Source organism: Pseudomonas fulva (assembly GCF_023517795.1).
GTDB classification, from domain to species: domain Bacteria; phylum Pseudomonadota; class Gammaproteobacteria; order Pseudomonadales; family Pseudomonadaceae; genus Aquipseudomonas; species Aquipseudomonas fulva_D.
On sequence record NZ_CP082928.1, the window covers coordinates 4,468,158 to 4,480,948 of the forward strand.

Here is a 12,791-nt window from a genome sequence, read left to right on the forward strand (position 1 = left end):
AGGACTCGTATATGTTGGACGCAACCCTTAAATCCCAGTTGAAGGCGTACCTGGAAAAGGTCAGCCAGCCGTTCGAGATCGTCGCGTCCCTCGATGACAGCGACAAATCTCAGGAGCTCAAAGGCCTGCTCGACGATATCGTCAGCCTGACCGACAAGATCACCCTGAAGACAGACGGCACCGACGCCCGCGTGCCGTCGTTCGCCCTGAATCGCCCGAATGGCAACATCAGCCTGCGTTTCGCCGGTCTGCCGATGGGCCACGAATTCACGTCGCTGGTGCTGGCCCTGCTGCAAGTCGGTGGCCACCCGTCGAAGCTCGCCGCCGAAGTGATCGAGCAGATCCAGAACCTGGAAGGCGAATTCAACTTCGAGACCTACTTCTCGCTGTCCTGCCAGAACTGCCCGGACGTGGTCCAGGCGCTGAACCTGATGGCCGTGCTCAACCCGAACATCCGCCATGTCGCCATCGACGGCGCGCTGTTCCAGGATGAAGTCGAGTCCCGCCAGATCATGTCGGTACCGAGCATCTACCTGAACGGCGAATTGTTCGGCCAGGGCCGTATGGACGCCGAGCAGATCCTCGCCAAGATCGACACCGGCGCTTCGGCCCGCGATGCCGAGAAGCTCAACGCCAAGCAAGCTTTCGACGTGCTGGTCATCGGTGGCGGCCCGGCCGGTGCTGCAGCGGCCATCTACGCCGCCCGTAAAGGCATCCGCACCGGCGTCGCCGCCGAGCGTTTCGGCGGCCAGGTGCTCGACACCATGGCCATCGAGAACTTCATCTCGGTGCAGGAAACCGAAGGCCCGAAACTGGCCCGCGCCCTGGAAGAGCACGTCAAGCAGTACGAAGTCGACATCATGAACCTGCAGCGTGCCAGCGCGCTGATCCCGGCCTCCAGCGAAGGTGGCCTGCATGAAGTGAAGTTCGAGAGCGGCGCGAGCCTGAAAGCCAAGACCGTGATTCTGTCCACCGGCGCACGCTGGAGAGAGATGAACGTGCCGGGCGAGAAGGAATACCGCAACAAGGGCGTGGCCTATTGCCCGCACTGCGACGGCCCGCTGTTCAAGGGCAAGCGCGTGGCGGTGGTCGGCGGTGGCAACTCCGGCGTGGAAGCGGCCATCGACCTGGCCGGTATCGTCGCCGAAGTGACTCTGCTCGAGTACGACAGCAAGCTGCGCGCCGACGCCGTGCTGCAGAAGAAGCTCTACAGCCTGCCCAACGTCAAGGTGATCACCAGCGCCCTGACCAGTGAGGTGAAAGGCGACGGCCAGAAGGTCACCGGCCTGGTCTACAAGGATCGCAACTCCGATGCGTTCATCCCCGTAGAGCTGGAAGGCATCTTCGTGCAGATCGGCCTGCTGCCCAACTCCGAGTGGCTCAAGGGCTCGGTGGAGCTGTCGGACCGCGGCGAGATCATCGTCGACGCCCGTGGTGAAACCTCGCTGCCCGGCATCTTCGCCGCCGGCGACGTGACTACCGTGCCGTACAAGCAGATCGTCATCGCCGTAGGCGAGGGTGCCAAGGCTTCGCTGAGCGCGTTCGATCACCTGATCCGTAGTTGATCAACTGATGCATATGAAAACGGGCCCAGCGGGCCCGTTTTTTTGTGTTCCGCAGAGCTTGGGGGATGGTGACACCGGACTGGCAATAAAGCGTTCGTTGCCGATGGCTTGGCACTCTCCATTAACCCGCCGCCTGGTCTGATAGGTTTCGCCCCTTACGGGCGAGTCACTTGATTCGCTGCGCTTACCCTTCGGGCCAGCCTACGGCTGTTACTTCGCTGCGCTTCGTAGCTCTTGCTTGCCCAAGAGAAAGTAACCAAAGAGAAGGGCACCCCACCATCCGGGCTAGGCGCCCCCGCCCTGCTGCGCCGGGGTTCCCTCGCTCCATCACCACTCCAGGGGCACGTCCGGATGCGGCCCACTGACTAAGGGCCATCCCTGCCTAGGCGGCCCCGGCCATCGCAGCTCTCGCGGCATCCATGCCGCTCAACCCCTTACACAGCGATTCCACTCGGCCTCCTGAAGGGGACTTGGGCGTCGTCTGTGAGATCGCAGCTCAAGAGCAAAAGCAGACGCTGCCGAACTTGAGTCCGTGGAAATCTTGCAAGCTCGCGCTTCGGTCCCGTCAGGAGGCCGAGTGGAGGTGTTGCGTAGGGGAGCGAGCCGCATGGATGCGGCGAGAGGCTTAATGGGCCAGGGAAGGCCCATGTAAGCCGGCCCCCGGAGCGGCGCCGGAGCGAGGAAACGCAGCGAAGCGGAGTAACAGCCGCAGGCTGGCCCGAAGGGTGAGCAAAGCGAATCAAGTTTCGCGCAGCGAAACCCGGATGTCGGGGTGCCCTTCTTTGCCACACCTTTCTTGGGCAAGCAAGAAAGGTGTGGCGCCCGTAAGGGGGGCAACACAATGGTTCAGTAGACGCGGTAATGGATAGTGCGAAGCCGGTAGGTGATACGCACACAAACTTGTCAGTCCGGCGTCAAGCGTATCCTCCCCGCAAAAATGCGATGCCTTCTTTATGCCTGCTGGCGCCGCGACTCAGTCGGTCTCGTCGTCACGGATCAGCACGTAACTGCTGCCATTCTCGTCATCCAGGCGCTCGCAAACGAAGTACATCTCCACCTTGCCCGCGTTCATGGCGGCCAGCAGGTCGCCAGCCTGGGGCGTGAAAAAGCCCTTGGCGCCGGGCTCGGCTTCGCAGGCGATCAGCGCGGTGACGAACAGTGCCGGGTCGGTGCCATCGAAGTAATCCTCGCGCTCGGCGGCGTCCCATTCCCGGGGCGGCTCGAACGGGCCGGTGAACAGTACCTTGGCGTCGCCCAGGTCCTCTTCCTCGGCGTCCAGGTCGTCTTCGTCCGGGCGGTAGACCGTGCAGTCCAGCGCGTCGGCGGCGTCCAGCACGTGCTGGCGGTTGGGGTCATCGGCTAGGGACACGTTGGCTCCGGCTCTCAGTACAAGGAAGGCGCCAGTGTGCGGCGCAGCACCGCGCGCTGCAATCGTCGCGTGTGCATTTCCTCGGCGTCGGGAACCTGCGATGCTGCCGCCACCGTGAACACAGCAACGAGAACAGCCATGAAGATCAGCTCGGATTTCGACAGCGGCAATATCCTCGTGCAGGACGCCAGCGACCCGCACAAGGTGCTGCTGGCCATGCGCAAGGATCTCAACAGCGATCACTTCCAGTGGTTTCATTTCCATGTCGAGGGTCTGACGCCGGGCGCGCGCCATGACTTCAGCATCACCAATGCCGGGCAGTCCGCCTACAGCCATGCCTGGACCGGTTACAACGCGGCCGCCTCCTATGATCAGCAGACCTGGTTCCGGGTGCCCAGCCGCTTCGACAATGGCGCGCTGAACTTCGGCCTGGAGCCCGAGCATGAGCAGATCTGGTTCGCCTATTTCGAGCCCTACAGCCGTGAGCGCCACGCCGCGCTGATCGAACGGGCACTGGCATTGCCAGGCGTCGAGCTGCAGGCCAGCGGGCGCAGCATCGAGGGCCGTGACATCGAGCTGCTGCGCGTGCACCGCCATGGCAGCGCGAACCGCAAGGTATGGATCATCGCCCAGCAACATCCGGGCGAGCACATGGCCGAGTGGTTTATGGAAGGCATCATCGAGCGCCTGGGTGACTCGACCGATAGCGAGCTGGATTCGCTATTGCAACAGGCCGATCTGTACCTGGTGCCGAACATGAACCCCGATGGCGCCTTCCGTGGCCACCTGCGCACCAACGCGGCAGGGCAGGACCTCAATCGTGCCTGGCAGTCGGCGAGCGCCGAGCGCAGCCCGGAAGTGCTGTTCGTCCAGCAGGCGATGCGCGGGATCGGCGTGGATCTGTTTCTGGATATCCACGGCGACGAGGAAATTCCCCACGTGTTCACCGCCGGTTGCGAGGGCAACCCTGGCTTCACGCCGCGCCTGGAGGCCCTGGAAAGCGAGTTTCGCCAGCGCCTGGTGGATAGCGGCGCCGAGTTTCAGACCCGCTTCGGTTACCCGCGCAGCGCCCCTGGCAAAGCCAACCTGGCGCTGGCCTGCAATTCGGTGGGGCAGGAATTCGACTGCCTGTCGTTCACCCTGGAAATGCCCTTCAAGGACCATGACGATACGCCGAACCCGCGGACCGGCTGGAATGGCCAGCGCTCGATGAAACTGGCCGCCGACATGCTTGGCGTGGTCGGTCAGATGGTCGACCGCCTGCGCTGATCAGGCATGCTCGTGCAGGCTGCCGGGTTCATCCTGGGTGGCCTGCAACTCCTGAAGAATCTTCATCTTCTCGGCGATTTCCCTCTCGGCGGCGGCGCGCTGTTCAGGCAGCATGTTCTCCAGGTCTTCCTCGGTGATGCCGACCTCCTTGAGGATCTTGTCGCGCATCTTCTCCGCCGGGGTCATGGCCATGTAGGCCATGAACTCATCCCTGGCGCTCGGCTTGGACGGGGCCTTCTGCTCGTCGCTGGCCGACAGCGTGCCGGTATCCTGCAGGGCGTCTTCGCTCGCCCGATGGGGCGAGCTGTTGAGGGTCACGAGCATCCGTGCGAAGGCTTCGTCATAGGCCTGCTGGTGGGCATTCGCCTCATCGCTCCTGAACGTCGGCGCGACCCGCCCGTTTTCCCGTGGCTTGCCGGGCTCGGCGAGCAGTGCTGCATCGCTGCTCTTCTTGAAATCCAGTTCCTCGGCGCGGGTGCGCTGCAGGGACGTGGCCATCGTGTAGGGATTGAGCGAACCGATGATGCTCATGGCGGGCCTCCTTGTCGTGAGCTTCTGGCTCAGCAAGGCCCGTGCCACTGCATCTCAATAAAGTAAGTCGCTGATATTCAAGTATATCTTTCATGAGGCTGACGCTTGGCGGGCAGCGCGTTGCCACCGGCGGCAATGCGCTGCCGGTGGTCTTTCAGCCAGGTGGATCGAAAAGACCACGCTGGGCAAGGGCAGGCAGGCGTTCGCTCGAGGTCGGCTGCTGTACAGGTGGTGCCGGCCGCCGAGCCATGGGCGGCAGCACTGGCGTTTGCGGCACGCGACTGCGCTGCACGTGCCACCAGCCAGGCAGCAGGGCACGTACTTCGGGCAGGGTGAAGCGGTCGTCCATCAGGTGTACCACACCGTTGTCCTGCGGCGTGCGGATCACCCGCCCGGCGGCCTGCACGACCTTCTGCAGGCCGGGATACAGGTAGGTGTAGTCGTAGCTGCTGCCGAACATCTCGGCCATGCGCAGCTTGATCTGCTCGTTGATCGGGTTGATCTGCGGCAGCCCCAGGGTGGCGATGAACGCGCCGATCAGCCGATCCCCCGGCAGGTCGATGCCTTCGCCGAACACCCCGCCGAGTACCGCGAAGCCGATTCCCTGGCCGCCGGGTCTGAAGCGCTCGAGAAATTGCTGACGCTCGGCCTCGTCCATCTGCCGGGCCTGCACCCAGCGGGTGAGCTGCGGGTGCTCGCGGTCGAACAGCTCCAGCACCTGCTGCAGGTAGGCGTAACTGCTGAAGAACGCCAGGTAGTTGCCCGGGCGCTTGGCGAACTGCCGGGCCATCAGCGCGACGATGGGCGCCAGGGAGCGCTCGCGGTGCTGGTAGCGGGTCGATAGGTTGCTCACCGCCTGCACCTCGAGCTGCGCGGCCTGGAAGGGCGACTCGACATCCACCCAGGGCGTTGCCTCGGGCAGGCCGAGCAGGTCGGCGTAGTAGCGGGCGGGGCTCAGGGTGGCGGAAAACAGCGTGGTGCTGTGGCTGTCCTCGAAACGCGGTGCCAGAAAGGGCGCCGGCACCACGTTGCGCAGGCACAGCACCGAGTGGCTACGGCCACGGCCATCCGCCTGGCGGCTGATATCGAACAGCGAGTGGGGGCCGAAGGCCTCGGCCAGGCGGCAAAAGGCCATGGCGTCGAGGTAGAACTGCAGCAACTCGCCATCGTTGCCGGTGGGCTGGTCGGTCAGGTGATCGGTTAGGGCACTGACCGCTTTTTGCAACGACAGGAGCAGCAGATCCGGCGGCTGCGGGTAGGTCTGGTAGTCCTTGCTCTGCTCCTTGTGCAGCTGCTTCCAGTGCCGGCTGATGCGCGACAGCACCGCATTCAGGCCCTTGGGCGCGTTGCTGCGCATGGCCTCGAAGCGCGCCTGGTCGAGTTCGGCGCTGTACATGCGCCGGGCGCGTTCGATCAGGTTGTGGGCCTCGTCGACCAGCAGCGTCACCCGCCATTCGTTGATCAGGGTCAGGCTGTAGAGCAGGGCGCTGAGGTCGAAGTAATAGTTGTAATCGCACACCACCACGTCGGCCCAGCGGGTCAGTTCCTGGCTCAGGTAGTAGGGGCAGACTTGGTGCTGCAGGGCGATCTCGCGCACCGCGGCCTGGTCCAGCCAGACGCGCTCGACCGCGGCCTGGCGCGCAGCCGGCAGGCGGTCGTAGAAGCCGCGGGCCAGCGGGCAGGACTCGCCATGGCAGGCCTTGTCCGGGTGTTCGCAGGCCTTGTCCCGCGCCACGTGTTCGAGCACGCGCAGGGGCAGTGATTCGCCGCGCAGAATATCCAGGGCATGTAGCGCCAGTTGGCGGCCCGGGGTCTTGGCGGTCAGGAAGAACAGGCGATCGAGCTGCTTTTCCGGGAACGCCTTGAGCTGCGGAAACAGCGTGCCCAGGGTCTTGCCGATGCCGGTGGTGGCCTGGGCCATCAGGCAATGGCCATCGCGTGCTGCGCGGTAAACGGCCTCGGCCAGTTGCCGCTGGCCATGGCGAAAGCCGGCATGGGGAAAGCGCAGTTCGGCCAGCGCGGCATCGCGGCTCAGGCGGTGCGCCTGCTCCCGCTCGGCCCAGGTGATGAAGCGCTGGCACAGGGTCTCGAAGAACGCCTGCAGCTCGGCGGCCGTGCGGCTTTCGCGAAACAGGCTTTCCTTCTGGGTGAGCACGTTGAAGTACACCACGGCCAGGTCGATCCGCGCCAGGCCGCGGCTCTGGCAGAGCAGCCAGCCATACACCCGCGCCTGGGCCCAGTGCAACTGGCGGTGGTTTTCCGGAATGCGGCTGACGTCGCCGCGATGGGTCTTGATCTCCTCGAGCAGGTTGCCCTGCGGGTCGAAGCCGTCGGCGCGGCCACGCACCTGCAGCGAGGCGTATTCCCCAGCCAGCGGGACCTCGGATTCATAACCGTCGCCGCGCCGGGCGACCACCGTGGCATGCCCGGCCATGCCCTCCTGGGCGGTGGGCGAGGGCGTGAAACGCAGGTCGAGATCGCCACACTTGGCGGTGAACTCGCACAGGGCGCGCACCGCCACGCGGTAACTCATGCTGGCGCCCACTGCACGTAGCAGACGTCTACCGGCATGCCGTGCTCGGCGCAGAACGCCAGCCAGCGGCGCTGGTTGTCCTGCAGGCGATCGCCGGGGCCTTTCACTTCGATCATCCGGTAGCGCTTTTCCTCGGGCCAGAACTGGATCAGGTCCGGCATGCCCGAGCGGTTCGCCTGGACATCGCCCAACAGGCGGCGAAACCAGGCTTGCAGGTGAGCCGCCGGCAGGCAGTCCAGGGCCTGTTCGAGCAGGGTTTCGCTGAGTACTCCCCAGTGCACGAACGGCGACTGGATGCCGAACTTGTCACGGTAGGTCTGGCGAATGCTGTCGCGGTAGCGATGGTCGTCCAGCTGCGCCAGGTACTCGGCGAACAGCGCACGCCGGCGCGGGTAGAATTCCGCGCTCAGCAGATCCGCGGGGCCATGCTGGAACGGATGAAAGAACGCGCCGGGAATCGCGGCGAAGATCGCTGGCCAGCAGAGCAGGCCGAACAGGCTGCAGATCAGCGTGTTCTCGACGTAATGCACCGGCGCCTCGCTGCAGTGCAGATGCTGTTGCACCAGCCGCTCGACTGCCAGCATGGGCGTTTTCGGCAGGTGCAGATCCAGGCGCGCGGGGGCCTGCACCTTGCCGCGTTTCTGCGCTGGCAGGCCCAGATGACGGGCCAGGCGCACCAGTGCCCGTTCGGCCAGCTGTAGTTCGCCATCGCTGACCGGTTCGGCCACGGCCTGGCTGGCCAGTTCGAAGGCCTCGCGGTGCTGCAGGGTGCGTTCCAGCACGCGGATGCAGCGCTGCCGCGCCGCGCCGTAGCCACTGCTGGCGTACACCTGCAGCGCCAGGTCGAAGTCGGCGCCGCGCTCCAGGTGCTGGCCGATGCGAAACAGCAGCTTGGCGCGACGTTCGGCGATATAGGGGTTGTCGTAGCGACGGGCGTCGATGCGGGCGAGCAGCTCGTCGCTGACCTCGCCGGCTTCGAAGGCTTCGCGGCAGCGCTGCAGGTGCAGGTAGTCGTCGACGTCCTCGCGACAGCGCAGGGCCCGTGAGTCCGCCGGAAAGTCGACCCGCTCGTAACGGAAGATACCCAGGTCGGCGAGCACGAATTCCGACCATTCCTGGCGCAGGTTGCCAAAGAACATCAGGCGCAGGCGCTCGCTCAGGTCATCGATGGTCAGGCTGTAGAGCACGTCGTCGAGGGCCGGGCACCAGGCGGCGAACGACTGGCTGGCCGCGAACTGGGCGGCCAGCTGCTGGGCCAGGTCATCCTTGCGGGCGCGTCGGTCGCTGAGCTGCGCGGTGAAACTGGCGACGATTTCGTCCTTGCGCAGCAGGGCCAGCAGCACATCGAGTGGCAGCGGTGCATCGTCGAGCACCCAGCCATTGGCGATCAGCGCCGCGGCGGCCTGCCGGCAGCAACCGATTTCCTCGTAATTGAGCTTGCTGGCGCGAAAGTGCACGCCCTTGCGCATGATCATCCGTACCAGCAGGGCCTGGGCCCCCCAGTCCAGCGCATCGAAGGCCTGCAGGAAGGCCTGTTCGCGGGCATCGAGCAGGTCGGCGTGGCGATCGCCGATCCAGGCCAGGGCCTTGCGAAAGTTGTGCAGGTAGTAGAAACGTGGATCAATGCTTGAAGACATGGGGCAGGCAGGGTACTGTTTTTTTATACAGATATCAGGCCGCCCGTCATCTGGCAATCGCCACGGGATGGGCGGATGGTACAACTCACTGTCACTCGGCATCGGTCGCGGACTACACTGCACCTCCATCGCCGCCTGGAACGGGCCACCATGAACAGCCAGTTTGCGCCTCTCTCTCCAGGCACCCTGACCGAGCGACACTACGAGATGCTGGTTCAGGCGGTCGTCGACTACGCCATCTTCATGCTCGACCCGGCGGGGGTCGTGGTGTCCTGGAACGCCGGGGCGGCGCGCATCAAGGGCTACGCCGCCGGCGAGGTGATCGGTCAGCATCTGTCCATTTTCTATACCGACGAAGACCGCCGCGCCGGCAAGCCCGGCTACCTGCTCGACCGGGCGCTGCGTGAGGGCCGTGCCCAGGACGAAGGCTGGCGGGTGCGCAAGGATGGCACGCGCTTCTGGGCCCTGGTGGTGATCGATGCGATCCGCAACGAGCAGGGTGAACTCATCGGCCTGGCCAAGATCACCCGCGACATCACCGACCGCCGCGAAGCCGAAGGCCGCTATGACGCCTTGCGTGCGCAGCTGTTCCAGGCTCAGAAGCTGGAGGCCCTCGGGCAACTGAGCGGCGGCATGGCCCACGACTTCAACAACCTGCTGACCATCATCCTCAGCGCCGCCAAGCTGGCCAGCCGTACCGACGATCCACAGCGCCTGGCCAGCCTGCTGGACAACATCCAGACCGCTGGCGAGCGCGGCGCGCAGATGACCCGCAACCTGCTGACCTTCGCCCGTTGCGAGCCCAAGCCCAGTCGCCTGGTCGACCTCAACCAGTTGCTTGATGCAGCCTCGACCTTCATTAGCCAGGCGCTGCCCAAGAGCATGACCCTGCAGATGCAGATCGATGACGGATTGCACCCCGTGCAACTGGATCCCAGCGAACTGGACATGGCGCTGCTCAACCTGATTCTCAACGCCCGCGATGCCATGGGCGGCGTCGGCACGGTGCAGTTGCAGGCGGGCAATCGCCAGTTGGCAGGGGAGGTCGATGGGCTGCACGGTGCGTTCGTGGCGATCGCCGTGGCCGACCAGGGCTGCGGCATCGATCCGGCGATCCGTCCGCGCCTGTTCGAGCCTTTCTTCACCACCAAGGACACCGGCAAGGGAACCGGCCTGGGCCTTTGCCAGGTCTATGGGTTCGCGCGTCAGGCGGGCGGAGCCGTGCAGGTCGAAAGCGTCAACGGCCACGGAACGACCATGATTCTGTATTTGCCGGCGTCCTCCGGTCAGTCGGCAGATGCGCAGGCATGAACATGGTAGTATCGCCAATCACTTTTTCAGCCAGCGCTGCGGGGTTTGGGTGACCCATGTGTCAACCCAGGCCATATTTGCGTAATTTCGACTGAGGCAAGCCAGATCTTGGAACAGCTACAACGCCTTCAAAGTGGGATCGAGGGACTTGACGCTCTATTGAAGGGCGGTCTGGTGGCCGGTGCATCCTATATCGTTCAGGGGCGCCCCGGCTCTGGCAAGACGATTCTCGCCAACCAGGTCGCGTTCAACCATGTGCGCGACGGGGGCCGTGTTCTGGTGGCCACCCTGTTGGCCGAGTCCCATGAAAGGCTCTTTCAATTCCTTTCCACGATGAGCTTCTTCGACCCGGGCAAGGTCGGCGCGGAGATCCAGTTCGTCAGCGCCTTCGACACCCTGGAAAACGAGGGGCTCGACGAAGTCGTCAAGCTGCTGCGCCGCGAGATCAGTCGCCAGAAGGCCACGTTGCTGATCGTCGACGGCCTGCTCAACGCCCGCTCCAAGGCGGAGAACCAGATCGACACCAAGAAATTCATCTCCGAGCTGCAGGGCCATGCGGCCTTCGCCGGTTGCACGGTGCTGTTTCTGACCAGCTCGCGGCTGGACGACGGCAGCCCCGAGCACACCATGGTCGATGGCGTGATCGAGCTGGGCGAGGAACTGTTCGGTGCCCGCTCGGTGCGCCGCATTCACCTGCGCAAGACCCGTGGCAGCGGCGCCCTGTCCGGCCTGCACGAGTGCGAGATCACCGACGACGGGTTGGTGATCCACCCGCGCCTGGAAAGCCTGTACAGCCAGCCGAGCCAACCCGACAGCGAAACCCTGGGGCAGATTTCCAGTGGCATCCCGAGTCTTGATGAGCTGATCGGCGGTGGGCTGGCGGCATCCTCGGTCACCCTGATCATGGGGCCCTCGGGCGTCGGCAAGACCACCCTGGGGCTCAACTTCCTGGCGCAATCCACCGTCGAGGCGCCGGGCCTGCACTTTGGTTTCTATGAAACGCCGCAACGCCTGCGCCTGAAGGCCGAGGCACTGGGCATCGACTTCGGTGCCCTGGAGGCCAGCGGCGCGCTGCATATCCTGTGGCAGCCGACTACCGAGGGGCTGCTCGATGGTCTGGGCGCCAAGGTCATCGATGCGGTACGCGCGAGGGGGATCAAGCGTCTGCATATCGATAGCCTCGGCGGCATGGCCCGCCTGGCGACAGGCAACGCACGGTTGATCGAGTTCTTCAGCGCGCTGATGAACCAGCTGCGGGCCATGGGCGTCACGGTATTCGCCACCTGGGAAATGCGCGACCTGTTCACCGCCGAGATCAATGCCCCGGCCCCGGAGCTGTCGAGCATCGTCGACAACCTGATTCTCATGCGTTTCGTGGAGAAAGACGCTGAACTAAAGCGGCTTCTGTCCATCCTTAAGATGAGGGACAGGTGTTACGATCCCACGCTTCTGGAAGTGGTCATCAGTGATCATGGTATTGAACTCAGCAAGGCCTTTAGACATGCGGCGGGTGCGCTGTCGGGCAATGCCGTCCCTGCGCAGGACGCCTGAGCCATGTGTGCCTGACCGAGCCGATAAACTATGACAACCATCTTGATAGTCGACGACGAATACCTGATTGCGGATATTCTCGGCTATGCCATGGAAGACGAGGGCTACATGGTGGTGAAGGCCAGCAATGGCCGTCGCGGCCTCGAGGTGCTCGACCGTGAGCGCCCCGAGCTGGTGATCACGGATTTCATGATGCCGGTCATGGACGGTCTCGAGTTCGCCCGGGCCATCCGCGCCCGGCCAGGGTCGGCGGATCTGCCGATCATCCTCATGAGTGGCGCCCAGGCTAGCATCGGGCGCGCCAGCCCCGAATTGTTCGCCGCGGTGTTCGACAAACCCTTCGATATCAATCAGGTCATCGCCAAGGTCAAGGAGCTGATCGGCCCGAGCTGATCGCACCCATTGTGTTGGTGACGGCACGGCAACCCTTGCGCTCTCTGTATCACAAGCGGAACGCTTCATGGCCCGATGGTCGAACGCTGCGCAAGCCCGGGCGCATGTCCATGGGCATCCTGATCTGCAGCGACGAATCCCACCAGCTCCTGCCGCTGCTCACCCACCACAAGGCCGCGGCGGCGGATAGCGGTCAGCTGGCCGCGGCGCCTGCGCTGAAAAGCATCGCCAAACCATTCTCCCTGCGCGAGTTGGGCGAGACCCTCGACGAGCTGCTGCCAGGGCCATCCTGACCGCTCGCAACGCCCTGCCACGGCCTTTCGGCAACTTTTTTCACGCAAAGCATGCGGATGCGGAATCAAAGCGTTGCTCCGTAGTCCTAAACCCTGACAACGAATAGCGGCACCCCAGAGCGCCGCCTCCAACACCCTCGAAACACCGGGTTGGATGTCGAACCGTTGCAGCACCAGACGCCGTTTTTCGCGCTGCCCTCTACCCGTGTAGGCAGCTGCAGGACGGGTGGTTGCCAAGGGAAGGGATGCTGCAGCCTGCACTGCCTCGACAAGCATTGGCGGGCGTGCAGATGCCTGTGGTTCGGCTTAGAACTGCCAGCGTCCATCAATCGAGTGTCG

At 64.4% G+C, this 12,791-nt stretch carries 11 protein-coding genes; 6 read left to right on the forward strand and 5 right to left on the reverse strand.

Features of this window, described 5'->3' with window-relative positions; all coding sequences use genetic code 11:
• Positions 1-11 precede the first annotated feature (11 nt).
• Positions 12-1,565, forward strand: a complete 1,554-nt coding sequence (ahpF, locus tag K8U54_RS20580; RefSeq protein WP_249907542.1) for an alkyl hydroperoxide reductase subunit F — start codon at positions 12-14, stop codon at positions 1,563-1,565.
• A gap of 973 nt (positions 1,566-2,538) precedes the next feature.
• On the opposite strand, the gene K8U54_RS20585 is transcribed toward ahpF, so the two are convergent.
• Positions 2,539-2,934 (reverse strand): hypothetical protein, encoded by a 396-nt coding sequence (locus K8U54_RS20585; RefSeq protein ID WP_249907543.1) that lies wholly within the window; start codon positions 2,932-2,934, stop codon positions 2,539-2,541.
• Positions 2,935-2,948: 14 nt separating this feature from the next.
• Positions 2,949-3,074 carry a hypothetical protein gene (locus K8U54_RS25230; protein WP_283939384.1) on the reverse strand — a complete coding sequence of 42 codons (126 nt, stop codon included), beginning with the start codon at positions 3,072-3,074 and terminating at the stop codon, positions 2,949-2,951.
• On the opposite strand from K8U54_RS25230, the gene K8U54_RS20590 reads away from it, so the two are divergent.
• On the forward strand, positions 3,073-4,203 hold the full coding sequence (locus K8U54_RS20590; protein WP_249907544.1) for a M14 family metallopeptidase: 1,131 nt from the start codon (positions 3,073-3,075) through the stop codon (positions 4,201-4,203). The two genes, K8U54_RS25230 and K8U54_RS20590, sit on opposite strands and share 2 nt — an antisense overlap.
• On the opposite strand, the gene K8U54_RS20595 is transcribed toward K8U54_RS20590, so the two are convergent.
• The 3 genes from K8U54_RS20595 to K8U54_RS20605 all read right to left on the reverse strand — a co-directional run bounded on the left by K8U54_RS20595 (position 4,204) and on the right by K8U54_RS20605 (position 8,904).
• Positions 4,204-4,734: a hypothetical protein gene (locus K8U54_RS20595; RefSeq protein WP_249907545.1), complete on the reverse strand. Its 531-nt coding sequence runs from the start codon at positions 4,732-4,734 to the stop codon at positions 4,204-4,206.
• 154 nt (positions 4,735-4,888) lie between these two features.
• Positions 4,889-7,267, reverse strand: a complete 2,379-nt coding sequence (locus tag K8U54_RS20600; protein WP_249907546.1) for an ATP-dependent DNA helicase — start codon at positions 7,265-7,267, stop codon at positions 4,889-4,891.
• Entirely contained in the window at positions 7,264-8,904 is a 1,641-nt protein-coding gene (locus K8U54_RS20605; RefSeq protein WP_283939385.1) for a VRR-NUC domain-containing protein, read from the reverse strand. Before K8U54_RS20605 ends, K8U54_RS20600 begins: the two co-directional genes overlap by 4 nt.
• A 150-nt stretch (positions 8,905-9,054) precedes the next feature.
• Between K8U54_RS20605 and K8U54_RS20610 the strand changes: the two genes are divergently transcribed.
• From K8U54_RS20610 to K8U54_RS20625, 4 genes are all read left to right on the forward strand, one after another.
• Positions 9,055-10,215: a two-component system sensor histidine kinase NtrB gene (locus K8U54_RS20610; protein ID WP_249907547.1), complete on the forward strand. Its 1,161-nt coding sequence runs from the start codon at positions 9,055-9,057 to the stop codon at positions 10,213-10,215.
• A 108-nt stretch (positions 10,216-10,323) separates the two neighbouring features.
• Positions 10,324-11,766: an ATPase domain-containing protein gene (locus K8U54_RS20615; RefSeq protein ID WP_434059963.1), complete on the forward strand. Its 1,443-nt coding sequence runs from the start codon at positions 10,324-10,326 to the stop codon at positions 11,764-11,766.
• 30 nt (positions 11,767-11,796) lie between these two features.
• Positions 11,797-12,159 carry a response regulator gene (locus K8U54_RS20620; protein ID WP_249907548.1) on the forward strand — a complete coding sequence of 121 codons (363 nt, stop codon included), beginning with the start codon at positions 11,797-11,799 and terminating at the stop codon, positions 12,157-12,159.
• A 110-nt stretch (positions 12,160-12,269) separates the two neighbouring features.
• Positions 12,270-12,452 (forward strand): hypothetical protein, encoded by a 183-nt coding sequence (locus tag K8U54_RS20625; RefSeq protein WP_249907549.1) that lies wholly within the window; start codon positions 12,270-12,272, stop codon positions 12,450-12,452.
• Positions 12,453-12,791: the final 339 nt, after the last annotated feature.